This is a genomic window from Acinetobacter sp. YH12112 (genome assembly GCF_013418945.1).
Classification (GTDB): Bacteria; Pseudomonadota; Gammaproteobacteria; order Pseudomonadales; family Moraxellaceae; genus Acinetobacter; species Acinetobacter indicus.
In genome coordinates this window covers 1-26527 of record NZ_VPBA01000037.1, presented here as the reverse complement: position 1 = coordinate 26527, position 26527 = coordinate 1, and the positions used below count along the sequence as shown (strand labels likewise).

At 47.8% G+C, this 26527-nt stretch carries 21 protein-coding genes; 6 read left to right on the top strand and 15 right to left on the bottom strand.

Annotation, left to right across the window (positions count from 1 at the left end):
• Positions 1-162: 162 nt before the first annotated feature.
• A complete protein-coding gene (locus FTU50_RS12610) occupies positions 163-1878 on the bottom strand; it encodes a cation acetate symporter (RefSeq protein ID WP_180047226.1) in 1716 nt (571 codons plus the stop codon).
• A gap of 1 nt (position 1879) precedes the next feature.
• Positions 1880-2212 (bottom strand): DUF485 domain-containing protein, encoded by a 333-nt coding sequence (locus FTU50_RS12605; protein ID WP_005180745.1) that lies wholly within the window; start codon positions 2210-2212, stop codon positions 1880-1882.
• A 184-nt stretch (positions 2213-2396) separates the two neighbouring features.
• Here FTU50_RS12605 and FTU50_RS12600 point away from each other — a divergent pair, with 184 nt between their 5' ends.
• Positions 2397-5885: a PAS domain-containing hybrid sensor histidine kinase/response regulator gene (locus tag FTU50_RS12600; protein ID WP_005180746.1), complete on the top strand. Its 3489-nt coding sequence runs from the start codon at positions 2397-2399 to the stop codon at positions 5883-5885.
• Positions 5886-6291: 406 nt separating this feature from the next.
• On the top strand, positions 6292-7059 hold the full coding sequence (locus tag FTU50_RS12595) for a hypothetical protein (RefSeq protein ID WP_005180752.1): 768 nt from the start codon (positions 6292-6294) through the stop codon (positions 7057-7059).
• A 65-nt stretch (positions 7060-7124) separates the two neighbouring features.
• On the opposite strand, the gene FTU50_RS12590 is transcribed toward FTU50_RS12595, so the two are convergent.
• Positions 7125-7775, bottom strand: coding sequence for a response regulator transcription factor (locus FTU50_RS12590; RefSeq protein ID WP_005180757.1), 651 nt, complete (start codon positions 7773-7775; stop codon positions 7125-7127).
• A 375-nt stretch (positions 7776-8150) separates the two neighbouring features.
• Between FTU50_RS12590 and msuE the strand changes: the two genes are divergently transcribed.
• On the top strand, positions 8151-8882 hold the full coding sequence (gene msuE, locus FTU50_RS12585) for an FMN reductase (protein WP_075167298.1): 732 nt from the start codon (positions 8151-8153) through the stop codon (positions 8880-8882).
• Here the strand turns inward: msuE and FTU50_RS12580 are convergent.
• From FTU50_RS12580 to acs, 3 genes are all read right to left on the bottom strand, one after another.
• A complete protein-coding gene (locus FTU50_RS12580; RefSeq protein WP_168389752.1) occupies positions 8879-9157 on the bottom strand; it encodes a hypothetical protein in 279 nt (92 codons plus the stop codon). The genes msuE and FTU50_RS12580 overlap by 4 nt on opposite strands.
• Entirely contained in the window at positions 9112-10290 is a 1179-nt protein-coding gene (locus FTU50_RS12575; RefSeq protein ID WP_075167296.1) for an acyl-CoA dehydrogenase family protein, read from the bottom strand. The genes FTU50_RS12580 and FTU50_RS12575 overlap by 46 nt, the downstream gene beginning before the upstream one ends.
• Before the next feature lie 135 nt (positions 10291-10425).
• Positions 10426-12369: an acetate--CoA ligase gene (gene acs / locus FTU50_RS12570; protein WP_127800535.1), complete on the bottom strand. Its 1944-nt coding sequence runs from the start codon at positions 12367-12369 to the stop codon at positions 10426-10428.
• A 343-nt stretch (positions 12370-12712) separates the two neighbouring features.
• Between acs and FTU50_RS12565 the strand changes: the two genes are divergently transcribed.
• Positions 12713-13684 (top strand): mechanosensitive ion channel family protein, encoded by a 972-nt coding sequence (locus tag FTU50_RS12565; RefSeq protein WP_180047228.1) that lies wholly within the window; start codon positions 12713-12715, stop codon positions 13682-13684.
• Here FTU50_RS12565 and FTU50_RS12560 read toward each other — a convergent pair.
• The 5 genes from FTU50_RS12560 to prfB all read right to left on the bottom strand — a co-directional run bounded on the left by FTU50_RS12560 (position 13670) and on the right by prfB (position 18647).
• The gene (locus tag FTU50_RS12560; RefSeq protein ID WP_180069783.1) at positions 13670-14380 is read right to left on the bottom strand and encodes a 16S rRNA (uracil(1498)-N(3))-methyltransferase; all 711 of its coding nucleotides are present in this window, start codon (positions 14378-14380) and stop codon (positions 13670-13672) included. The genes FTU50_RS12565 and FTU50_RS12560 overlap by 15 nt on opposite strands.
• A gap of 193 nt (positions 14381-14573) precedes the next feature.
• The gene (locus FTU50_RS12555; RefSeq protein ID WP_180047230.1) at positions 14574-15854 is read right to left on the bottom strand and encodes a 3-deoxy-D-manno-octulosonic acid transferase; all 1281 of its coding nucleotides are present in this window, start codon (positions 15852-15854) and stop codon (positions 14574-14576) included.
• A 106-nt stretch (positions 15855-15960) separates the two neighbouring features.
• Positions 15961-17040, bottom strand: a complete 1080-nt coding sequence (locus FTU50_RS12550) for an alkene reductase (protein WP_180047232.1) — start codon at positions 17038-17040, stop codon at positions 15961-15963.
• A 45-nt stretch (positions 17041-17085) separates the two neighbouring features.
• Complete coding sequence (locus FTU50_RS12545; protein WP_104489264.1) at positions 17086-17385, bottom strand: helix-turn-helix transcriptional regulator; 300 nt, start codon at positions 17383-17385, stop codon at positions 17086-17088.
• Positions 17386-17551: 166 nt separating this feature from the next.
• Positions 17552-18647 (bottom strand): peptide chain release factor 2 gene (gene prfB / locus FTU50_RS12540; RefSeq protein WP_104470758.1). Its coding sequence is split into 2 segments (ribosomal slippage): positions 17552-18574 and positions 18576-18647, totalling 1095 coding nucleotides; the frame shifts between segments, so codons are not numbered across the junction.
• A 514-nt stretch (positions 18648-19161) separates the two neighbouring features.
• Here prfB and FTU50_RS12535 point away from each other — a divergent pair.
• Entirely contained in the window at positions 19162-19938 is a 777-nt protein-coding gene (locus tag FTU50_RS12535; protein ID WP_104513195.1) for a putative porin, read from the top strand.
• A 171-nt stretch (positions 19939-20109) separates the two neighbouring features.
• Entirely contained in the window at positions 20110-20910 is an 801-nt protein-coding gene (locus FTU50_RS12530; protein ID WP_180069781.1) for a putative porin, read from the top strand.
• Between the two features lie 51 nt (positions 20911-20961).
• Here FTU50_RS12530 and recJ read toward each other — a convergent pair whose 3' ends face one another.
• The 4 genes from recJ to guaB form a co-directional block, all read right to left on the bottom strand.
• A complete protein-coding gene (gene recJ, locus FTU50_RS12525; protein WP_180069777.1) occupies positions 20962-22662 on the bottom strand; it encodes a single-stranded-DNA-specific exonuclease RecJ in 1701 nt (566 codons plus the stop codon).
• Positions 22663-23319 carry a pyridoxamine 5'-phosphate oxidase gene (gene pdxH / locus FTU50_RS12520; protein ID WP_005180791.1) on the bottom strand — a complete coding sequence of 219 codons (657 nt, stop codon included), beginning with the start codon at positions 23317-23319 and terminating at the stop codon, positions 22663-22665.
• An 11-nt stretch (positions 23320-23330) separates the two neighbouring features.
• On the bottom strand, positions 23331-24668 hold the full coding sequence (gene glmM, locus FTU50_RS12515) for a phosphoglucosamine mutase (protein ID WP_005180793.1): 1338 nt from the start codon (positions 24666-24668) through the stop codon (positions 23331-23333).
• A 126-nt stretch (positions 24669-24794) separates the two neighbouring features.
• Complete coding sequence (guaB, locus tag FTU50_RS12510; RefSeq protein ID WP_180047238.1) at positions 24795-26261, bottom strand: IMP dehydrogenase; 1467 nt, start codon at positions 26259-26261, stop codon at positions 24795-24797.
• Positions 26262-26527 lie beyond the last annotated feature (266 nt).

The window sequence follows — 26527 nt, the reverse complement described above, 5'->3', positions numbered from 1 at the left end:
AATGGAGAAATCTAATCGGTATGTTATACCTGAGAGAAGAGTGAGGAGTTATCCAAGGGTTGTAAAAGGAAAACCTCAAAAATACCCAAGAAAAAGCCAGTCAATCTCTTAACTGACTGGCATTACCCTTTGTGGGGCTTTTTTTAGGCATATCTGCTCATCTTAGTGATCAGATGCACCTGAGATACCAATACCGGTTTGTGAACGGACAAACTGTGCATCGAATGCTTTACGTTCCGCTTGTGCTTGCGCAGAGTTATCGGTAATCGAGAACAACCAGCAGCAGAAGAATGACAATGGCATTGCGAAGATTGCAGGACCGTTAAATGGCACCACTGGTGTATCAGAAATTGCCAGCGTATCGACCCAAACTGCTTTCGACAATACGATCAGCACGACAGCAGACACCAGACCTGCAACACCACCAATCACCGCACCACGTGTGGTTAAACCTTTCCAGAACATCGACAGAACCAGTACCGGGAAGTTCGCACATGCAGCTACCGAGAATGCCAGACCCACCATGAACGCAACGTTTTGTTTCTCGAACAGAATACCCAGAATCATCGCGAAGATCGCTAAACCTAAAGTTGCGATTTTAGACATGCGCAGTTCAGATTCAGGTGTAGTTTGGCCTTTCTTGAATACGTTGGCATACAAGTCGTGAGAGATTGCTGAAGCACCAGACAATGTCAAACCAGCAACCACCGCAAGAATTGTGGCGAATGCAACTGCTGAAATGAAGCCCATGAACAGGTCGCCACCGACTGCGTCAGACAGGTGTACCGCTGCCATGTTGTTACCACCCACCAGCTCAAGTTTGCCAGTGACTGCCATTTTTGCGACATCCAGGAATTGCGGGTTGTTGGCCACATACAGGATCGCACCGAAACCAATGATGAAGGTTAACAGGTAGAAGTAACCAATAAAGCCGGTTGCAACCACGACAGATTTACGTGCTTCTTTGGCATCTTTTACCGTGAAGAAACGCATCAGGATGTGTGGCAGACCTGCAGTACCGAACATTAATGCCAGACCCAGTGAGATCGCATCAATCGGGTTAGATGCCAGGCTACCTGGACCCATGATATTGGCTGCATCAGCCAGGCTCAGGTCATGTACCTTCGAGAACACCTGAATTGATTGTTCAAACATGTTGGTGAAGCTGAAGCCCACGTCTTTCATTACCATGAAGGCCATGAAAGTTGCACCAGACAGTAACAGTACCGCTTTAATGATCTGTACCCAGGTCGTTGCCAGCATGCCGCCGAACATGACGTAAGCCATCATCAATAAGCCAACCAGCACAACTGCGATGTTATAGTTCAGACCGAACAGCAGTTTGATCAGCTGACCTGCACCCACCATCTGTGCAATCAGATAGAACGCCACGACGACTAGCGAGCTGAATGCCGCCAGGGTACGTACCGGTTTTTCTGATAAACGGAAGGAAACTACGTCAGACAGGTTGTATTTACCCAGGTTACGTAAACGTTCTGCAATCAGGAACAATACGATTGGCCAGCCCACCATGAAGCCCAGTGAATACAGCAAGCCGTCGAAGCCTGACATAAACACCATGGCGGAAATACCCAGGAAAGACGCAGCCGACATATAGTCACCGGCAATGGCCAGACCGTTTTGGAAACCTGAAATACCACCACCGGCAGTATAGAAGTCTTTGGTATTGGTGGTTTGTTTCGCCGCCCATTTAGTAATGAACAGGGTCGCACCCACAAAGATCAGGAACATGATAATTGCAGGCCAGTTGGTGGCTTGTTGTTCTGCTGCGCCCAGATCAGGTGCGGCGAAAGCCATACCTGACATCATCAACGCAGAAGCTGCAGCAGCTTGCGCCTTCAATGAAGTCCATTTCATCTTAGTCTTGTCCTTTTTGTTGTGCAATTGCTTCTACTTCACGCATTGCTTCTTCATTCAGTTGATCCAGCTTGTTATTCGCAATATAGGAATACACTGCACACAAAATGAAAGATAACACGATGATGCCCAGACCCAGTGGAATACCCCAGGTCGTCACGCCACCAGAAATGGAAGATAATAGAAACTCTTTGTTATAGCCAACTAACAACATGAAGCCGACATAAACGATTAACATGATTGCGGTAAGCGTCCAGCTAAGATTACGCTTTTTTGCAACCATTTCTTTGAATTTTGGATTGTGTAGAATTCGATCTACTTGAGCCTCATCCATAGTTTTACTCCTTGAAACGCCCAGCCTTAGGCGTAATTTTTAATTCGAATTATATTCATGATGAAAACTAACAAGTTTGTAGGGTGCTTGTAATTTAGACTTTGGTCGTTAAATTTTGAGCAATTCAAACTGATGCGTTCACGAATAGAGTATTATAACGCGAGATAAATACACCGCAGGTATTATGAACAGCTGGCTGATTATCGGGGTGTTAGCCCTTTATATTGCATTACTTTTTATTTGTGCATTTTTTGGTGAAAAACATGCGAGCCGCCTCAGTACGCGCGGTCGTATGCTACTGTTCAGTCTGACCTTGGGCGTCTACTGTTCATCCTGGACCTTTTACGGGGCCACTGGTGCAGCGGTGCGTGAAGGCATTATCTTCCTGCCGATCTATTTAGGGCCGCTGTTGTTCGTGGCGGTTGGCTATGACATCTGGCGCCGTTTGGGCCGGGTCCGGCAACATCATGCCATTTCCTCGATTGCCGACTTCGTGGCAGCGCGATATGGCAAAAGTGGTGCCCTGGCCTCGCTGGTGACCATTCTGGCAGTCATTGCGATTATTCCCTATCTGGCCCTGCAGTTACGCGCAATTGCCTTAAGTGCTGCCGTAATTCTGGATCAGACCACCCATGTCGAAAGTACCACCAATGGCGTGCTGTTTTTAACCGCGCTGCTGGCGATTCTGGCAATGCTGTTTGGCACCCGGCAAATTGCCAACACCGAACAGCACGGTGGTTTAATGCTGGCGGTGGCGTTTGAATCTTTCGTCAAGCTGTTTGCCCTGCTCTGTGTGGCCGGTTTCTTTGTCTTTGAATCGGCCGATAACCTGAAACAGATCAGCAATGATGTGGCCCAGACCTTCCATGAAGTGCAGCTGTTGGGCGTACCGGAAACTTTCTGGGTGCAAACCCTGCTGGCCGCACTGGCGATTATCTGCTTGCCACGCCAGTTCCACGTGGCGGTGGTCGAATTACGCGATGAAAAACATATTCGCGGGGCACGGCGCTGGTTTGCCGTTTATCTGATTTTAACCACCATCGCGATTATTCCAATTGCCAGCTGGGCCTTACATGCCGCGCCGCAATATCTGATGATTCCGGATGTCGCGGTGCTGTCCTTACCGCTCAGCTATAATCAGGAATGGCTGACCTTACTGGCCTTCCTGGGTGGTTTTTCGGCTTCAACCGGGATGTTGCTGGTATCTTCGGTGGCGCTGTCGATCATGCTCAGTAATGACCTGATCATGCCGGCGCTGTGGCGCTCGGGCCTGATTTCGCGTCATGACAAACGGTTGCCACTGGTGCTGAAATTCACCCGCCGCATCTGTATTCTGGCGGTGATGCTGCTCGGCTTCCTGTTCTTCCATTTCTTTAATGATATTGACCAGCTTTCGGTCTTCGGTTTACTGGCCTTTAGTGCGGTAGCGCAGTTCTCCCCGGCCCTGATTGGCGGGCTGTACTGGCGCGGCGGCAGTAAACAGGGTGTTTATGCCGGCCTGATTGTCGGTTTTATCATGTGGGCCTATACCCTGCTCTGGCCAACAGTTTTACGCAGTCTGCCAGAGCAGTTCTCAGCGATTACCCAGTACTATTTAACCGTCGGTCCATTTGGCATTAATGGCTTACGTCCGGAAGCGCTGTTAGGTTTTGAATCATTTGCGCCGCTGACACATGGTGTGGTCTGGTCACTTGGTCTGAACCTATTGCTGTATGTCTGGGTATCGCGCATATTCCGCCCGAGTGTGGCTGAACAGATTCAGGCTGAAAGTTTCTTCTACTATGAAACCAAGCCGCTGCCATCGCACACCACCAGCAATGAAGTCAGCTATTCGCATCAGGATGTGGCGCGTTTAAAAGTCGGTGACCTGATTACGCTGGCCAAACGCATTACCGGCGATGAGCCAACCATGCAGGCCTTCCGGCAGTTCAGTGAACAGAATAATGTGGTGCTGAATGAAAACAGCAATGCCAACGGCATGTGGTGGCGTTTTACCGAACAGTACCTGGCCGGCACCATTGGCGCGGCATCGGCGCGAACCCTGCTCACCACGGCGATGGTCAACAATGGTCTGGCACTGGGTCAGGTCGCCAATATTCTTGACCAGGCCTCCCAATGGCAGCGCTTTAACCAGAATCTGATCATGACCATGATCGACCATATGACCCAGGGGGTGAGCGTGGTCGATGAAAATATGTGTCTGGTGGCTTGGAACAATCAATATCTAAAACTGTTTGATTATCCAAAAGATATTGTCTATGTCGGCTGTCCAATTGCCGACCTGATCCGCTATAACGCCGAGCGCGGCGAATGTGGCCCGGGCTCGGTGGAAGAACACGTGCGTAAACGGATTCACTGGATGAAAGTCGGCAGTGCGCATGAGTTTGAACGTATCCGTAAAGATGGCCGCGTGATTCAAATGCGCGGTAATCCGATTGAAGGCGGTGGCTTCGTGACCACCTTTGCCGATATTACCGCCTTCCGTGAAAATGAAGCGGTCCTTGAAGCACGCGTGCAGGATCGTACCCAGCAATTGGCCGATGCCCTGGCCGAACAGCAGCTGGCGCGCGAACAGGCCGATAAAGCCAATATGTCCAAGAGCCGCTTTATTGCCGCGGCCAGTCATGACCTATTACAGCCGATGCACGCAGCCCGTCTGTTCAGTACCGCGCTAGAGCAAAGCATCCAGTCGGATGATGACCGCAAAACCTTGCAGCAGCTGGATCGTGCCCTGCATGGCGCTGAAAGTATGCTGTCTGCACTGCTGGATATTGCCCGTTTAGAAGGCGGCACCATTCAGCCGAAACGTCAGCCTTATCCACTGCATGACCTGCTCAGTGATCTGGAACTGCAATTTAAATCCATTGCTGCACAGCGTGGCATCCAGTTTGCCGTGCATGATGCCCAGTTCTGGATTGACACCGATCCGCAATGGATTCGCCGGATTATCCAGAACTTTGTCAGCAATGCGCTGCGTTATACCGCCAAAGGCAAAGTCGTGGTCGGGGTATTACGTTCTGCGCAGCGTCCGCAGCATATCCGCATCGGGGTCTGGGATACCGGTCCCGGTATTGCCGAAGAACAGCGCATTAAACTGTTCCAGGAATTTGAACGTTGCGGCCATACCTCGCCGTGGGGCGAACAGGGTCTGGGCCTGGGTCTGGCCATTGTGCAGCGTATGACCAGCCTGCTGGATTATCCGGTCTATGTCTATTCCACTCTCGGACAGGGCTCCTGCTTCATGATTGAAGTACCGGTGGTAGATGCACCTAAAGCCGTGGCTGCACCGGTTCAGGCCGTACCGCTGAAAACCAAGGCCTATAAAATTCTGTGTCTGGATAATGATGAAACCATTTTAGAAGGCATGGCGACCTTATTGGGCAAATGGGGCTATCAGGTCTTTAAAGCCACCGAACCGGAACAGGCCCTGGAGATTATCCAGCAGGAAAATATTCAGGTCTGGCTGGTCGATCAGCATTTAAATAACAATAAAGTCGGTCTGGACTTTATTCTGGCCAACCGTCAGGAAAATGTACCAGTGGCATTAATTACCGCCGATTCGGATCCGGAATTACCGCAGCGTCTAAAAGAGCTGAATATCGTATTGCTGAAAAAACCGCTGAAACCGGCCTCCTTGCGAGCCTGGTTATCCGGTCTGAAAATTTCAGCTTAGGCTGACATATTTTGAAACCTCTTTGCGGCTTCGGTAACAAAGAGGTTTTGTATTTTGGGCCTGAAAATGGCGATTTATTGCAGCCCGCTAGGCAAAACTGCTCAAAACAGGCGCTATCTGCCTGACAGCCATTGGCAGAAAATTTCATTGAATTATTTACTATGGCAAAGGCTACCAAAAATCTCAGTGTACAGCTGTATACCTGGTTACAAAATTTTAATCTTATGATTTTTAAAATTATTTTTTGATTAAAAAATACACATTAGACTTTAGTCGTATATCTGATATGTAGCAATACGCGCATAAAAAAAGACATTAAAAAGAAAAGATCAGTGTTTAGTCTGGAGATAAGCCCCTGAACGTCCTGTCCGGAGCTGATCATCATCCAGCCTAGAGGAGTTTTTTGATGAGTCTTTCAAGCGCAGTACAGCAAGGTCATGAGCAGAACCAACAGTTTCACCGTCAGTATGGCGCCAATGCCCTGTTGCCGGCCATCGACTGGAAAACCCTGTTTCAGCACAGCAAATTAGAACATGCGCATATTGAAGCCCTGAATACCATTTATCAAACCGCTGTACCGCTGGCCTTACAGGTCTTTGATGAACTGCATTTTGATGTATTTAGTCCGGCAGCCTATAAACCACAAGGACTGGGCCTGTTTGAAAAACTGTCTGAACAGGAACAGAAACTGCTGCGTTCGCTGGAAACTGAATGTGACTGTCTTGGTGCCACCACCCGTCACCAGATCTGGAGCATGCTGCTGCGCGGTGGTGCGGTCCTGGTATTTAAAGCCTGGCTCGGCAAAGTCAAAACCGATAAAACCGAACTCGATACCAGCCAGTTTGATGAACTGTCCGATTTACTGTTTATCAAAACCCCGCCGCATGAACTGGCACAGCGTTTAGGTGTAGATATTCATTCCCATGAAGATCATATCTTCCTGATGTATGGCAATGATGTCTATTTGGACCGTTTTAACAGTCTGGAAACTGCCGCGCTATTTGTCGATTTAGGCGTCTATGATCCGGCATTTTTAAGCCTGCGCGATGACCGTATTGCCGACTACTTAAAATCTCAGGACTATGTGACTCAGGAACAGATTGATGAATTGCAATGCGCTTTGAATCCGCTGTTCTGTACCGATGCCACACCGAAACAGGATTGTCTGGCTTAAGCCTTAGCCGATCTGCAAAACAAAAAGGACATCATTTGATGTCCTTTTTATATATTTTTCAATATTTAGATTTTCTTTTCTTCAATATTCAGCGCATTAATCGCCAATACCGCCTGGGTACGGTTTTGTACGCCCAGTTTACGGAAAATCGCCGTCACGTGTGCCTTAATGGTCGCTTCAGAAACATCCAGTTCATAGGCAATCTGTTTATTCAGCAAACCTTCAGCCACCATCATCAACACACGGAACTGCTGCGGCGTTAAGGACTGAATCCGCTCTGCCAGTGCAGTTTCATCGGCAGCACGCGGGTCAAAATTGACATTGGCCGGCAGGTTTGGCGGTAACCAGATTTCGCCTTCCAGCACCTGACGAATCGCTTCGCCAATATGGCTTGGGTGGGCAGATTTTGGAATATAACCCATGGCACCATGCGCAATGGCACGCTGGATAATCGACACTTCTTCATGTGCCGACACCACAATAATCGGAATTGAAGGATATTGTGCACGCACATGCACCAGCGCCGAGAAACCCGAAGCGCCTGGCAAGTTTAAATCGAGGAGAACAAGATCAGGTTCAGGTCCTTTTTCTAAACGTTCATAGAATTCATTGACTGCAGCAGTTTCATGAATTTGAGCTTGCGGTAAGCTATAGCGTACAGCCTGAATTAAAGCATGACGAAACAGCGGATGATCATCAACGATTAAAATATTCATAAGTGACGTGAGAGATCTTGTGCACAATGGCTCCTATTCTACCCATACAAATGCGGTTAAGGATATGCAAGAGTGAACTATTTTTGGCTTAAACGAGATTTTTTGTCCGATTATTCATATTTTCTTACATTTTCTTAAATCTGAGATAGGAAATCTGATTTTGATATAACATTTATCAGCCTGATTCAGATGCTTATCTGAGTCGCATATAAGTATAAATTTCAATTATTTATTTCATTAAATTTAGTTATTAATCGCTCATTTTAAAGTTATCTGAAAAACAGATAACTTTTCTGTATTTGCTTATTTTACAGGGTAATTCAACTATTGATTAATAACAGACATTCCGAGATCAACCACAATTCAGGTAAGCCTATGTCTGTTTTCAATTCAACCAAACCACTCAATATTGTCGCAGTATCGGGCGGCTTAAATCATCCGTCTAAAACCGAAGCTTTGGTACAAGCCATTATTGATGAACTGGGCGAAGCCACCCCGATTCAGGTGCATTTTATTAAATTCAGTGAAATTGCCCCTTTGCTGGGCGGCGCCATTTACCGCAAGCAGTTGCCACAGCGCGTGCAGGATGATCTGGCTGCCGTTGAAGCGGCGGATGCGTTAATTGTCGGTACACCGGTATATCGCGCCTCCTTTACCGGTCTATTCAAACATTTCTTTGATTTTGTCGAACAGACTGCGCTGGTAGATGTACCGGTATTACTGGCGGCATCGGGGGGTAGTGACCGCCATGCCTTGGTACTGGAGCATCAGCTGCGTCCGTTATTCAGCTTTTTCCAGGCGCAAACCTTGCCTATTGGTGTCTATGCCACAGATCGTGACTTTACCCCGGAATACACCATCCATAGCGAGGCCCTGCGTGACCGGATTACGTTGGCTGTGGCACGCGCCCTGCCCATTCTGGAATGGGCACCAGCCAAAGGCCAGCGCGCCGAAGTGGTGAAAAGTAAAACCCAGCAAGCCAACCAGAACCTGGGTATCAATAAACAGATTGAGCAGGATGAAGTACTGCCTTCTGCTGCAGTACCTAGCCTGGATGCAGCAGAATCGCGTCTGCATCAAAACAAGGTCAAACCGCAAGTGGCTTAATCTGCTGACCCGCTGGCATCCCCTTCTTCCGAGTAAAATCTTGGCCATTGATCCTGCGGATTCAGGCTTGCAGCAGCCTGGATCCGCAAGCTTGCAGTGGAACATCGCTGTAATACCGGATCAAATAAACACAACAACAGGCCCCTTATTTTTCCCTCAAGACTCGGCTTGAGGGATTTTTTCATTTTAAGCTCTAACTCAATGAAATCAGGATGAAGTGGTTTAAGGCCTAAGAATAAAAACTGGGATCTGGCACTTTGCCAGTCAGCACCCATTCACCCAGTTCCTGATATTTATAATCCACCGGATCATGCAGGGTCTGAGTACGCACATTGCGCCAGAAACGGTCCAGATTCAGCTGGGCGGTGGTGGCCCGTGCGCCCATTACCTGAAACATCTGCTCGGTAATATATAAAGAGGTATTGGTCGAGGCAATTTTGGCCGTAGCAATGGCCACCGCTACTTCACCGCGCTGTTCAGCCGTGAGTTCCGGTCCGATGCGCCAAGCCTGCTGCACACTCTGCACGGCTTTATCTGCCAAAAGCCGGACACTTTCCAGCTGCAGATAAAACTCGGCGCAATGCCGTTGAATAAACGGGTCATCCACCGCCTGCTCGACCCGAGATTTGGACCAGGCTTTTTGACCTTGCACGCTCTGAATCGCGGTTTCAAATGCCCCTTCGGCCACACCCAAAAACAGATGCACAAAAATCAGTTGTGCAATTAGCGGCCGCAAACTGGCATAAGGCGTACTTAGCGGTCCGGGATTCAGCAGCAATTCATGTTGATGAACACGCACCTGTTCAAAATGGGTCGTGCCGCTATCGGTCTGGCGCTGTCCCATATTGTGCCAGTCACCCAGAAAATGGACACCACTCCGGGTACTCGGAATCACCGCAATCAAAAGCCTGCCGGTCGCATCATAACCGGAACAGAGCAACAGGTCTGAATCGACCGAACCGGAGCAGAAGCTTTTATCGCCCTGAAACAGATATTCAGAATCTGCGACCGGTGTGACCGTGGTACGCCGATCCAGCGGATTCAGGGCATTGCCCCAAAACAGCTGCTGCTGAACTGTCTGTTGCAACCAGTGCTGATATTGTGCGGGCTGGGCGAACAGCTGCACGGTGGCAATCAGTAAATGATGAAATGCATAGACATGCGCCAAGGAGCTGTCCGCTTGTGCCAAAATCTGGACCGTTTTAAATATAGTCGACCAGGCGGCACCCTGCCCGCCATATTCTGTCGGAATTGATAAACTCAGCAAACCGCTACGGCGAATCAGATCACGCTCTGCTTTGGGATTACCGCCCTGCCGGTCACGTTCAGCAGCGGTCTGGGCAAACTGGCGGGCCAGTTGCCGGGCAATTTCCAGCGGGTCTAAAACAGTGGCCGTAGTCGGGTTCATCTGAAAATCATATCCTTGATCAATCGTAATACTGTGGATGGAGCGGGCTGTTGTTCTCGCATCGTGTCCAGCTATGCTACACGGTTTTCAGTATAAAAATACCGCCTACGAGAGGCGGTATTTTAATATTTATTTTTAACGGCTGGCTTGCACCGTAGCAATCAGCTGATCCACCACTTGTGGTTCTGCCAAGGTCGAAGTATCGCCCAGACTATCCAGCTCATTGGCGGCAATTTTTCTCAGGATCCGGCGCATGATTTTACCGGAACGGGTTTTTGGTAAGGCCGGTGCCCAATGCAGCGCATCTGGAGTGGCCACCGGTCCCAGAATTTTCCGTACCCAGTTAACCAGTTCGGTACGCAGCTCATCACTTTCTGTCACGCCGGCTTGCAGGGTAACAAAAGTACAAATGCCCTGACCTTTAATATCATGCGGTATGCCCACCACCGCGGCTTCGGCCACTGCATCATGTGCCACCAGCGCACTTTCAATTTCAGCCGTGCCCAGACGGTGTCCGGAAATATTCAGGACATCATCGACCCGGCCGGTAATCCAGTAATAGCCATCTTTATCACGGCGCGCGCCATCTCCGGTAAAGTAACTGCCCGGATAAGTGGCAAAATAGGCTTCAATAAAGCGAGCCGGATCGCCCCAGATGGTACGCATTTGTCCCGGCCAGGAATCCTTGATAATCAGGTTGCCTTCGGCTTCGCCTTCCAGCTCATTGCCTTCGGCATCGACCAGGGCCGGTTGTACCCCAAACAGCGGACGCGTGGCCGAGCCCGGTTTCAGTGGCGTTGCCCCCGGCAGCGGCGACATCAGAATCCCGCCGGTTTCGGTTTGCCACCAGGTATCCACAATTGGGCAGCGGCTTTCACCGACCACGGTGTAGTACCAGTTCCAGGCTTCCGGGTTAATCGGTTCACCGACCGAACCAAGCAGACGCAGACTGCTGCGGTCACTTTCCCGTACAAAGCTGTCGCCTTCACGCATCATGGCGCGAATCGCAGTGGGTGCGGTATATAAAATCGTGACGTTGTGTTTATCAATCAAATGTCCGGTGCGCGCCCAAGTCGGATATTGCGGTACCCCTTCAAACATCACCGTGGTGGTGCCGTTCGATAATGGCCCGTAAATCACATAGGAGTGCCCGGTCACCCAGCCAACATCAGCGGTACACCAGAACACATCATCCTGTTTAATATCAAAAACTTCACGGAAGGTGCTGTTGACGTAGGTCAGATAACCGCCGGTGGTGTGCAGCACTCCTTTCGGCTTACCGGTCGAACCAGAGGTATATAAAATAAATAACGGATCTTCAGCATTCATTGGCTCAGGCGGGCAAATTTCATTGACCGTCATGATTTCCATGTGATACCACAGGTCACGCCCGGCTTTCATTTCAATCGGGTTACCGGTCCGGTGGACCACAATCACGTTTTGCACCGACTCGGTACCGGCCACAGTAAGGGCCTGATCGACATTGGCCTTTAAATAAATCGGCTTGCCGCCGCGCATGGCCGAATCTGCGGTAATCACCAGTTTGGCCTGACTGTCTTCAATCCGGCTGGCCAGCGAATCTGGAGAGAATCCACCAAACACCACACAATGCACCGCGCCAATCCGGGCACAGGCCAGCATGGCAATGGCAGCCTCGGACACCATTGGCATATACAGCACTACGCGGTCGCCTTTGGTGACGCCATTTTTCTTCAGCACATTGGCAAAGCGGCAGGTTTCATCGTACAGCTCACGGTAGGAAATAATTTTATGCCGTGAAGGATGGTCACCTTCCCAGATAATTGCCGGTTTATAAGGATGTTCTTTTAAATGCCGGTCCAGACAGTTGGCACTAACATTGAGCTGGCCATCGGCAAACCATTCAATCTTGAAATTGTCCGGATCAAAATTGGTATTTTTGACCTGGGTAAACGGCTTAATCCAGTCCAGACGCTTGGCCTGCTCGGCCCAGAACTCGTCGGGTTGTTCAATGGATTGCTGATAACGTTCGAAATATTCTGCCTCGTTGGTACGCGCAGTTTTCTTAAATTCTTCGGGTACAGGATAGATCTCATTCATATTATACTTCCTTGATCTTCTCTCATCTCATCACGAGATGTATGCCACATTCTTGATTTTTTATTTCTGCATATCAGCAGTATGACGCTTATTTTTTCTCCACCACAATCATGCTTTGGTCGTAGCGATTGATTTAATTTTAAGCACAGATACACCAGCAGATTCAATGTCTTTGCCGTACTTTTCAGTATAAAAGCAGTAGCTTTATCTATAAAAACAACCCGCTTGCAGTCAAAACCGCAGTGTACTTTGCAAAAATCGGCAGCGCGCTTGCAGAATGTTTATTAAAATCTGGCCGGATTTCAGGCAAAATACGATTTTATTGCTGAGGACTGGCAGATTCGTGACCGAAGAAAAAACCCAACTGGGCGAAGTCACCCAAGAAACTTCCGAGCTGATTCAACAGGCCACGGAAAAAACCACCCAGAAAGTCATTGAACATACCCATAAATACAATGATGCCTATTCTGCTATTGATAAAATCATGGAAGGCTTCTGGGAGCGTGTGCCCTATTTCCTGATCGCGCTTGGCGTGATTCTGATTTTCTGGCTGATTGCCCAGCTGTTTAAATTTTTTGTGAAAAAAACCTTATCCAACCGCAGTTATACCCGGCAAAATCTGGTGCTGGTACTGAACCGGGTTGGCAGTTCGGTGATTATCTTCTTCGGTTTCTTAATTGGTCTGGTGATTGCCATTCCTGGTTTTACCCCAAGCCAGCTGATGAGCGCCCTCGGGATTGGCTCGGTTGCCATTGGCTTTGCCTTTAAGGATATTTTCCAGAACCTGCTTTCCGGCGTACTGATTTTACTGAGCGAGCCCTTTAAAATTGGCGACAGCATTCTGGTGAATGGACTGGAAGGTACGGTCGAAGATATCCAGATTCGCGCCACCTTTTTACGCTCGGCCGATGGTCGCCGCATTGTGATTCCCAATGCCACGGTCTATACCAGCGCCATTACTGTCAATACTGCCTTTCCACGCCGCCGCTGCGAATTTGTGGTCGGCATTGGCTATGAAGATGACATTCAGAAAGCCAAAGATCTGGTGATGTGCATTCTGAAACGTGACCCGACCATTCTGACCCAGCCGGAATTTAGCGTTAATGTCGATGCGCTGGCCAATTTCTCGGTCAATTTACGCGTGCAATGGTGGATTAATACCAGCGAAACCAATAGCGCGGCATCTATCAGTAAAATTCAGGAAGAAGTCATTCAAAGCTTTGCCGAACAGGGCATTTCCATTCCTTACCCGGTGCAGGAAGTGAAAGTCTATCGCGGTGATCCTTCCGTGGCAGACAGCTCAGAGGCTAAATAATCGTCCCAGCACATACGGAATCACGGTTTCTGTACGGATAATCCGGTTACCCAGACTCACCGCCTGGCAGCCGTTATGTATCAAAAGATCGACCTCGTAAGGAATAAAACCACCTTCCGGCCCAATCACAATGCTGCACGGGTGCTGAATCGCGGCAGGCATGCGCATCTCTGCATAGGGATGTGCCACATAGGCAGGACAATCGGCGCTAATCAGACCCGGTAAAACATCTTCAACAAAGGGTTTAAAGCGTTTGTACAGTTCAACTTTTGGTGCAATGGTATCGCCGGCCTGCTCCAGCCCCAGTTCAATATAATGCTCCAACTGCTGTAAAAATGGCGTCTGCCAGTAGCTTTTATCGACCCGATAGCTATGGATCAGGATAATTTTTTCCACCCCGACCGTAACCGCATCCATGATTAAACGGCGCAGCACTTTCGGACGTGGTAAAGCCACAATCAGCGTCACTGGCAATTTCGCTGGCACAGCTTCTTCTTTTAACGGTTTTAGACGAACCGTTTTTTCTGTAATTTCGATAATTTCCGTGAGATACCGTTTGCCTTCACGAATCCCAACTTTCAGGGTATCACCAACCTGAATATCCAGATGCTGTTGCAAATGCGCTAACTGCCGCGTTGAACTAATCGACCACAGTTCAGATTCAGTTTGGCGAGGATCAAGAAGGACAATATTCATAAAAAAATAACTCAACAAATCCATCACTGGATAGGCGGAAACGTCATCCACAACGGTCCGAGGCAGGACTCCTTTTTCCAAACTAAAGTAAAAGAAGAAGAGTTCCTGGCATTAAATCGATAAAGAGAAGGCTCAGTTTTAATCTGATCTCGTAAATCCATGAAAATCAGCTTCTTTACCCATCAGAATATCATCAAAGATATTGATCAATTACCTGAATATGCTTTGCCAGTGAACCCTGATTCTGCTGCATAATCTTTTGTGCTGCAGTATTTAAAGTCAGTGCTTTGGAGGAATCCGATAAGATCTCCAGCATGGTCTGTGCCGCTTGTTCAGCATTCTCTACCACCACCACCGCTTGAGCGTCGACAAACTCATCGACAATGGTCTGGAAGTTAAAATAATTCTTACCCAGAATAGTCGGCACATGCAGCGCTATCGGCTCCAGAATATTATGCCCACCACCCGGTTCATTTAAAGAACCGCCAACATAACAGGCCTGACTCAGACCGTACCAGAGCCACATTTCGCCCATTGAATCGGCCAGATAGACCTGGGTATCCGCTTCAATAGTTTGTCCCAAACTGCGGCGTTGGGTACGCAAATCCAAAGCCTGTGCCGCGTGAAAGACCTCATCAAAACGTTCCGGATGGCGCGGCACCACAATACAGACCAGTGCCGGATCTGCCATCAAGGCTGGTTTTAACGCGGCCAATACGTCTTTTTCTTCTGGAGCATGGGTGCTGGCCAGTGTGATCACTTTACGGCCTGTCAGCTGCCAGTCCTGCTGCAACATGTTGGCCTGTTCAATAAAAGCAGGCGGTGCACTAATATCAAATTTAATACTGCCCACCACCTGGGTCTGTTCAGCAGCTGCACCCAGTGCCACAAAGCGGCTATGTGAGGCCTGATCTTGCACCAACAGCTGCGTCAAACCCTGCAACATCGCCCGGGTCAGGCCGGAGACTTTGGCATAGCCTTTGGCCGATTTTTCGGACAGACGCGCATTCAGCAACAGGCACGGCACATGGAAGTTTTGGGCCTGATCAATCAGGTTCGGCCACAGCTCGGTTTCCATCAACAGCAATAATTTCGGCTGATATTTCTGATAAAAATCCCGAATCAGATGTTTCTGGTCAGCTGGCAAATACACTGCCTGAAACAGCGCCTCATGCGGTGCTTTCAGAAAGAGAGATTTAGCGCGTGCCTGTCCGGTTTTGGTGGTGTTGGTGACCAGCACCGGATGACCGGCTTTTAAATAATGTTCAATTAAAGGCTGGGCCGCGTTGGTTTCCCCCACCGAGACCACATGAAACCAGATCGCCTGCAGATTTTTCGGCGGCTGAAATGGCCCAAAACGCTCTACAATTTCCTGCTGATACTGCGCTTCACTCTCGGCCCGCTTTTTAATACGCGACCGATACAACGGTTTTAGAACAGATAACGCTGCGTTATACCAAAACGGAGTAGCCAAAGAGATGCCTCAAACTGATTTTTTGCCCTGAGAATATAACAGAGCCCTATCCGCATGTTAATGGATATGGCTCCAAATAAAAAAGCAAAGCAACAACGCGGCTGCTTTAGTCGGCATTCACCACGCTTTCAGCCAGAGTTGGATAATCGGTATAGCCTGCTGCACCCTGCACCCCAATCATGGTTTCCAGCTGCAAATCATTTAGCGGTGCATCATCCAGCAGACGTTCATATAAATCCGGGTTGGCAATATAAGCCTTACCAAAAGACACGGCATCGGCTTTGCCCGAAGCCAGCAGTTCAATCGCATCGGTACGGCTTAAACGCATATTGGCAATGTAGGGAACACCACCTGAACGCTGTTTCATATACTCGGAAATACTGTCTTCTGCCAAATATTCACGGGTAAAGAAAAACGCGATCTGACGTTTACCCAATTCCTGCATCACATAGCCAAATGTTTCACGTGGATCATCATCACCCATATCATGCTCATCACCGCGCGGTGCAAGGTGTACACCCACACGTCCAGCACCCCAGACTTCAATCAAGGCATCCACCACTTCCAGCAAGAAACGGGCACGGTTTTCAACCGAACCGCCATACTGATCTTCACGCTGGTTGGTCTTGCTTTGCAGGAACTGGTCAATTAAATAGCCATTGGCCGCGTGCAGTTCTACCCCGTCAAAACCGGCGTCTTTGGCACGTATCGCTGCCTGTTTATATTGCTCGGTAATCGCGTGAATTTCAGCAATTTCCAGTGGACGTGGCAGCACATAAGGACGTTTTGGACGCAGCAAGCTGACGTGACCGGCCTGTTGCACAGCACTGGCAGACACCGGTGTTTCGCCTTGCAGTAAATCGGGATGCGACACCCGGCCCACATGCCATAACTGCGCCACAATTAAACTGCCGCGCTCATGCACTGCATGGGTGACCCGCTTCCAGCCTTCAACCTGAGCATCGCTAAACAGGCCCGGAGTATTTAAATAGCCATTGGCTTCTTCAGAAATGACTGTGGCTTCAGAAATAATCAGACCGGCGCTGGCACGCTGGGCATAATATTCCGCCATTAATGCCGTCGGAACGCGATCATCCGTAGCCCGACTACGGGTTAAGGGTGCCATCACCACACGATTTTTTAACTGGAGTTGACCCAGGGTTAAGGGATTATTCAGTTCTGCCATAGATGCCTCTGTAGCTGCACGCGACCAAACAGATGCTGTTTTGTCTTAGAGTGAGCTTTCTAAAAATTCAATATATTGCTGAATCAGGGCTTCGTTGCGGGAGAAATAGGACCATTGACCATGTTTTTCAGCCTGAATTAAACCGGCCTGCTGTAACACAGATAAATGATTGGACATGGTTGACTGCGACACCTTACCGAGTTTTTCGATATTGCCGGCACAGACGCCACGTTGAAAGCCGCCGCACTGCTCTTCTGACAAAAACTGTTCCGGATGTTTTAACCAGAGCAAGATTTGTCGGCGCGTCGGATTGGCTAAGGCTTTAAAAATTAAATCAATATCCATAATTCAGGCACGTCGCATCAGGCTGTGTTCAAGGAACGCAACAAAGCACTATTCAGTGTTCCTATCCAATATATCGTATTTTTTCGATTTATATATCGATTTTTTTAGATATATTAGTTTTACACTACTAGTGCCTTGTTGTTGATACTTTTTTATTGACAGCGGCTTAAAGCCCCTGCTTTAAGCTCGCTTCAATAAATTTGTCCAGATCACCGTCCAGCACTGCGCCTGTGTTGGAGTTTTCGACACCGGTACGCAGGTCTTTAATCCGCGAGTCATCCAATACATAAGAACGGATCTGGCTGCCCCAGCCGATATCTGACTTGGAATCTTCAAGCGCTTGCGCAGCTTCGTTACGTTTGTTCATCTCCAGTTCATAGAGTTTGGCACGTAACTGTTTCCAGGCATGGTCACGGTTGGCATGTTGTGAACGCTGGTTCTGACAGGCCACCACAATACCGGTTGGAATGTGGGTTAAACGCACGGCAGAGTCAGTTTTGTTAATGTGCTGACCACCAGCACCCGATGCACGATAGGTATCGGTACGGACATCTGACGGATTGATTTCAATTTCAATATTATCATCTACTTCAGGTGAAACGAACACTGCAGAGAATGACGTATGACGGCGGTTACCCGAGTCAAATGGTGACTTACGCACCAAACGATGGACACCCGATTCAGTCCGCAACCAGCCATAAGCATACTCGCCTTCTACACGAATAGTCGCAGATTTAATCCCGGCCACATCACCGTCTGATTCTTCCATCAGCTCGGCCTTAAAGCCATGACGCTCAATCCAGCGCATATACATACGCAGTAGCATTGAAGCCCAGTCTTGTGCTTCGGTACCGCCAGAACCGGCCTGAATTTCGACATAGCACGGGTTCGGGTCCATTGGATTGTTAAACATCCGGCGGAATTCAAGTTTTGCCAACTCTTCTTCAGCGGCGCTCAATTCGGCCTGCACATCTTCCAGCATGGCTTCTTCATCGGCTTCCACCGCCAGATCCAGCATTGCCTGCGCATCTTCGAGCTGTGTTGCCAGACCGTCTAATACATTCAGAACGTTCTCAAGCTCGCCTTTTTCTTTGGCCATGGCTTGGGCGCGGTTCTGGTCATTCCAGATGGCCGGATCTTCCAATTCACGGAGAACTTCTTCTAAACGCTCTTTTTTAAGATCGTAGTCAAAGATACCCCCGTAGTGTTTGACCACGTTCGTTCAAGTCTTTTAGCTGGTTTAGATAAGGATTAATTTCCACGTGAATGCTCTCAAAAAATATCGATAAAACCCGTGTATTGTAGCATAGAGCCAATCAGGAGTAAGAGGCGCCTGCATCCACTCAACTAAAATGATGGATATAAACTTAGACGGCCATGATGAGCACAACCTACAGAACCCAGCAAACTAGAAGAAAGATCAAGAAAAAACCACGTTTAAAATTCGGTTTAATTGCCCGTTCTTGGCTTTCAAATTGATAAAAATGAAATTTTTCATCTTTCGCAAAAGGGTTTTACAAAGCCGCATCATAACTTATAATACAGCGCAAAAATTATACAAATTGACCTAAATTCACAGAATCTCCATACTTTTAATAAAACAAAACATTAATTATTTTATATTATTTATCAATATCTTAAAATTAATCAATTACACAATATTACAGCTGAAACAATGCGGTAACTTTTGCTGGATTGACCAAAATTTTATTTGGCCTAGACTGAAGTTGTAACAAAAAATTAAACAGTCAACCTGATTTCAGAGGGGTAAGATCCATGAAAAAACTAGCAATTGCTTCAGCACTTTTATCTGTATTCGCAGTCGCAGGTACAGCACATGCATACCAAGCTGAAATTGGTGCTTCTGCAGGATTAATTGATCCAGATCATGGCGGCACAAGTGGTTCTTTTGGTGTAGATGGTACCTATTACTTTAACCCTGTTCAAACGCGTAATGCGCCTTTGGCAGAAGCAGCCTTCCTTGATCGTGCCAGCAACGTAAATGCCAAATACCAATATGACGAACTCGGTAATGATGAACGTCATCAATATGGTGTAGGTGCAGAGTACTTTGTACCTAATTCGGACTTTTACTTGAGCGGTAATGTCGGACGTGATGACATTAAATTTGACAGAGGTGGCGATTTTGATACCACTGTATATGGTGCAGAAGTAGGTTATCTGCCAGCACCGGGTCTGTTAATTGCTGCAGGTTTAAAAGGTTATGACAATGACTATGACGACGGTGTAGACCCTACCTTACGTGCCAAATATGTCACTACCTTAAGCAATGGTAAAGATATTAACCTTGAAGCCGGTGCAGCATTCGGCGATCTGGACGAATACAACCTGGCAGCAGATTACTACATTGATAAAACCCTGAGTATCGGTGCAGATTATTACAACAATGATCTGAACGACAACAGCGAGTTTGGTATCAATGCCCGTAAATTCTTCACCCCACAAGTCAGCCTTGAAGGTCGTGTCGGTTTCGGTGAAGCAGGTAGCAACGACTACAACCGCTTTGGTGTAGCAGCGAAATACCGCTTCTAATCCAAACTAAGAAATTTCATTATAAAAAACCCATCTTCGGATGGGTTTTTTATTGCACTTTAAACAAGCATTTAGGTAGTTTTTGCACATTGACGGGGCGATTATTATCTGTACAATTTGTTACAACTGTTAATAAAACAGCCATATTTTATAACAAAGAGAGAACTCTAAATGCTTAAGAAACTTACTCTTGCTACAGCACTTCTTGCTAGCCTAGGAACTGCACATGCTTACCAAGCTGAACTTAATGTAGGGTATGAAAACACTGATATCGATAACCTTGGGGATCTAGATACATTTTTCATCAATGGAAAATATTATTTAAATGATGTTCAAGTTAAGAACTCTCCACTTGCAGAAGCGGCTTTCCTAAATAAAGCAAGCAATATTGGCTTAGGTTATGCAAATGCAAGCGGTGATGGCGATGAAGATATTGATGTGTTTGGTGTAAGTGGTGAGTTTTATATTCCAAATACTCAATTTTATGTAAGCGGTACTATTAACCAAGTTGATTTTGCAGGTGACGATAATACCGGTTATGCGCTTGAAGTAGGTTACCTACCAGTTACTGGCTTGTTGCTAGCAGTAGGTGCCGCAAATGAAAGCGTAGACCCAGTTCAAGTGGCAAACTATGGTTTCACCGCAAATCTTTCAAATGCACTTACTGTAGGTGATGACACTGCATTATCTTTACGTGCCAAATACGTGACTCAAATTGGCAATCATTTCACCAATTTTGAAGGTTTAACTTATATTGGTGATGAAACAACCTATCGCTTAGCTGCTGATCTTTATATCGATCCAACTCTCAGTGTAGGTCTATCTATTGCTGATTCTACTGCAGATGGTTCAGATACACTGTTCGGTATTAAAGCTCAAAAATTCTTTACGCCAACTATTGCAGCAGGTGTAAATTACCACACAACTGACGGTATTGACTCGTTTGGTATCAATGGTACTTTCCGCTTCTAATCATTCCGATTAAAAGTCAAAAAACCGCTCACTCGAGCGGTTTTTTATGGCCTATTGTTCTAAATGGATAATCCGCATTTGCAGGCTGACATTGCCATTAAAGACATTTTTATCCAGCTCATACACCAAGCGCGTATCTTTCATCGGATCAAATTCATATTTATCGGCTGCATTGAAGGCGATCGCATCAATCACCTGCCCATTTTCCAAAGCCACGCGTAATTTAAGATGTACATCTTTGAGCCAACGATAATCCACAATCTGAAATTGCCCCTCAAAAATTGGCGGTGGAAATTTCTGCCCCCACGGCGCCAAGTGCTGCAAGGTATGCACAGTTTCTAGATGAAAATCCTCTACCGGCAATTCGCCATCGGTCCATAAGGTTGCCTGAAACAGCTCAGGGTCCATGCTGGCAATCAGCTGTTCAAAAATCTGCCTAAATTCCTGAAAATGGGCTTTTTGAATGGTCAGTCCGGCCGCGGCCGCATGTCCACCAAAATGGCTGACCAAATGTGGATACTGCTCTGCCACCTGCTCAATCGCATCACGAATATGAATGCCATCAATGGAACGCGCCGACCCTTTAATATGAATACCATCTTCATCAGCCGCAAATACAATACTCGGGCGATGGAACTGCTCTTTCAGCCGTCCTGCGACAATACCAATCACCCCTTGATGCCAGTGCGGCTCAAACATGATTAAGGCCGCAGGCAGTTCACTTGCATCGAGCTGGATTTTTTCCAGTTCCTGCAATGCTTCCTGCTTGATCTGCCCTTCAACCTGACGACGCTCTACATTTAACTGGTTTAACTGTTCAGCGAAGCGATAAGCAGTTTGTGCATCATTGGCCAGCAGACATTCAATACCAATATCCATGGTTTCCATTCGGCCCGCGGCATTAATCCGTGGTCCCAAGACAAAACCCAAATCCTGGGCTTTTAGGCTGGCGGCCTCTCGTCCGGCTATATCGAGCAGCGCCGAAATTCCCGGCCGACACAAATGTTGCTGGATTTTTTTCAGTCCAGCATCGACCAGAATACGGTTGTTATAGTCCAGACTGGCCACATCGGCATAGGTGCCCAAAGCCACCAGATCCAGATATTGGGTCAGGTTGCTGCTGGATTTGCCTTGTTTTTTACGATAACTGGACAGGTTGGCCAAGACATAAAATGCCACCCCGACGCCGGCCAGTGCTTTACTCGGAAATTCGCAGCCGAGCTGGTTTGGATTGACGACGGCATCCGCCGCTGGTGTAGCTTTGGTGGTCAGGTGATGGTCGGTAATAATAACCTGCATACCATGCGCTTGCGCCTGTTCCACACCGGCATGGCTGGAAATACCATTATCAACGGTAATTAATAAATCAGGCTGAAAACGGGTAAAGGCCAGATCGGCAATTGCCGGAGTCAGGCCATACCCATATTTAAACCGGTCCGGCACCAGATACTGCACCTTGGCACCCAATTCACGCAAGGCCAGCACCATTAAGGCGGTACTGGTGGCACCATCGGCATCATAATCACCAACAATGACAATCTCTTTGTGCCCGTCAATGGCCCGATCCAGAATCTGAATGGCCTGATCCAGCCCTTTCATGGTCGGCGCCAGCAGATGTTTCAGCTTCAGTTCCAGTTCCTGCTCGGATTGCACACCACGCCGTGCCAAAATCTGGGCAATTAACGGTGTCACGCCCTGAAAACTTTCAGGGCGTGACAGAAAAGGTCGTTGTTTAATCTGTATATTCGACATTTAAGGCATCAGTCGTTGCAGTGTCCATGCCCCATCGGTTTTTTCATAACTTAAACGGTCATGTAAACGATTCGGGCGCCCCTGCCAAAATTCATAATAATCCGGTTCCAGACGATAACCGCCCCAGAATTCCGGCTTGCTCAGTACATCCTGCTCACCCACCTGGGCAGCAAGCTGTGCAAAACGCTGTTGCAACGCTTCACGGCTGGCAATCACACCACTTTGCGGGGTACTGATATGCGCCGCAATCTGGCTGTCACGTGGACGCTTGTTATAGTACAGATGCGACTCTTCCTCCGGAATTTTACTCACCCGGCCGCTAACCCGAATCTGGCGTTCCAGTTCCGGCCAGTAAAACAGCAATTCCGCATAAGGATTTTCCAGTAAGTCGGTGCCTTTCTGGCTGTCATAGTTGGTATAAAAGTCATAACCAAGTTCGGTTGCACCGCGCAGTAGCACGGTACGCACATGCGGACGGCCCTGCGCATTGGCTGTGGCCAAAGACATGGCATAGGGTTCATGCAGTTTGATTTCCAGTGCATGATTAAACCAGTTTAAGAACTGCTGATGTGGATCAGCCAAAGCGGCTGACTCATGCAGCTCGCCTTTTTGATAGCTTAAACGTAATTCACTTAAGTCTTTAATTAAATCAGACATCTATACTCCCCTTAGGCAGCAATCGCATGATGACGCACGGCATCGGCCAGATGGTTGGCCAGTACGGTCACTTCCTGCTGGTCATCCCCTTCGACCATTACACGAATCACCGGTTCAGTGCCTGACTTACGAATCAGGATACGGCCACGGCCTTGCAGCTGCGCTTCTGCTTTACCAAATTCTTCCACTAAAGCGGGCACGGCATACGGGTCAAACATGGCCTCTAAACGTACATTCACCAGCACTTGCGGGAACAGTTTAAAATCGGCAACCAGTTCATGCAGGGCTTTGCCCTGCTCTACCATGACGGTTAAGACCTGTAATGCAGCAATAATCGCATCACCAGTGGTGCTTTTATCCAGAGTTAGGACATGGCCCGATGGCTCACCGCCGATATTCCAGCCATTTTCCTCAAGCGCCTGCAATACATAGCGGTCACCAACTTTGGCGCGAACAAACTCGACTCCGGCTTTTTCTAACGCCAGTTCCAGTGCCATATTGCTCATGACGGTTCCGGCAATACCTGCCGGTTTGTTTTTAGCCTGTGTCGCCAGAATATACAGGATATGATCACCGGTGATCTGCTCACCATTTTTGTCGACCATAATTACCCGGTCAGCATCGCCATCAAAGGCAATGCCCAAATCCGCCTGATGTTCTACCACCGCCTGCTGTAACTGTTCCGGATGGGTCGAACCACAATCTTCATTAATATTCAGACCATCTGGGGTGTTATATAGCGGAATGACCTTGGCACCCAGTTCTTTAAATACCGCCGGACCGACGTTATAGGCTGCACCATTGGCACAATCGACCACAATTTTTAAATGGTTCAGATCAAAGTGATAAGGAAAGGTCGATTTACAGAATTCGATATAACGTCCGGCAGAGTCTTTAACGCGGAAGCTTTTACCCAGATTGGCGTTATCTTCAATCTGAATTTCATTTTCGAGTTCTTGATTAATCGCTTCCTGCAGTTCATCCGGCAGTTTTTTGCCTTCGCTGGAGAAGAATTTAATCCCGTTATCAAAATACGGGTTATGCGATGCAGAAATGACAATGCCCAGACTGGCATGTAAGGCACGGGTTAAATGTGCAATCGCGGGGGTCGGCAATGGCCCCAGTAAATGTACATAAATACCGGCAGCGTTCAGACCAGCCTGTAGCGCCGATTCCAGAATATAACCTGACAGACGGGTATCTTTGCCCAGTACCACAATCGGTTTATTTTTCTTGCTGTATTTTTTTAAAACTTTACCTGCCGCGAAACCTAGTTTCAATGCAAACTCTGGTGTAATTGGAAGCTCCCCAAACTTGCCACGTATACCATCGGTTCCAAAATAACTCATGTCTTACTCACTTCTTATAGGGTTATGGTGATTTTCATCATCCTGTTTCAACACGCTTACTTTACACCAAAATTAAAAAAGCCGTCACATTTATGACGGCTTTTCTATAAGGCGAATTACCAAAAATCAACCAACGCGATAGTTCGGTGCTTCTTTGGTAATGGTCACATCATGCACGTGAGATTCAGACATACCGGCTGCAGTAATCTTCACGAATTTGGCATTCTGACGCAGGTCTTCAATGGTTGAAGAACCGGTATAACCCATTGATGAACGTAAACCACCCATCATCTGATGCACGATATTACCCATTGGGCCTTTGTACGGTACGCGACCTTCAATACCTTCTGGCACCAGTTTTTCAGCACCGGCTTTAGAGTCCTGGAAGTAACGGTCTGCAGAACCGGTTGCACCCGCCATGGCACCCAATGAACCCATACCACGATAAGCCTTGTAATAACGGCCCTGGAAGAATTCAACTTCGCCCGGTGCTTCTTCAGTACCAGCCAGCAGTGAACCGACCATAATCGTGCTGGCACCTGCGCCAATCGCTTTGGCCATATCGCCAGAGAAACGGATACCACCATCCGCGATCAATGGAATCTGTTCCTTTAATGCATTCGCTACAGAGTCAATCGCCGAGATTTGCGGCATACCAATACCGGCCACAATACGGGTGGTACAGATAGAACCCGGACCAATACCGACTTTCACTGCATCTGCACCGGCATCTAATAACGCAAGCGCAGCATCACCCGTTGCGATGTTACCACCAATGACTTGCACTTGCGGATAGTTCTGTTTTACCCAGCGTACACGTTCAATTACACCGGCAGAGTGACCGTGTGCAGTATCGACTACAATCACGTCTACACCAGCTTCAACCAGTGCTTCTACACGGCTTGGGGTTTCCACACCGGTACCCACTGCAGCACCTACGCGTAAACGACCGAGGTCATCTTTACAGCTGTTTGGATAAAGTTCTGCTTTACGGAAATCAGTGACCGTAATTAAACCACGCAGTTCATTGTTGTCACCCACCACCAGTACTTTCTCAATACGGTGCTGTTGCAATAGTGCCTGGATATTTTCTTTTGATTCGCCTTCACGCACCGTCACCAGACGGTCCTGACCGGTCATGATGTTGCTGACCGGCTGCTCCAGATTGGTTTCAAAGCGTGTATCACGACCGGTGACGATGCCCACCACTTTACCATCTTTCACCACAGGAACACCGCTGATGTTGTTGGCTTGAGTTAAGGCAATCAGTTCACGTACTGTGGTTTCTGGGGTCACAGTGATCGGGTCTTTGACCATACCGGCTTCAAATTTTTTCACACGACGTACTTCAGCCGCCTGCGCTGCGATATCCATGTTTTTATGCAGGATACCAATACCGCCATTTTGCGCCATTGCAATGGCCATACGGGATTCAGTCACCGTATCCATGGCTGCAGACACAAGAGGAATATTCAGGTTAATGCCGCGAGTCAGGCGTGTCTTTAGAGAGACATCTTTTGGGAGAACAGTAGAGTAGGCAGGGAGTAATAGGACATCATCGAAGGTTAGCGCTTCTTGAACGATGGTCAACATAACAGTCTCACTGGTAATTTCCGTGCGCTATTATAAACAAATCTTGCTATAAATTTCATTTGTTATTGCATAAATAATTATTTATTCCGCACATCCTGACAATTCGGATGAGTTTGCTGATGAAAAAAGCAGGCCATGGCCCATTGCTGTCCCACAATTTTTCACAAGAGGAAGCTCATTTGAGCTTCCTCTTGTTTTATGGGTATTTTATCGGGTGAAAATAAAGCTTTTAAAGTTCTTCTTTCAAACAAATTCACTTGAATTAT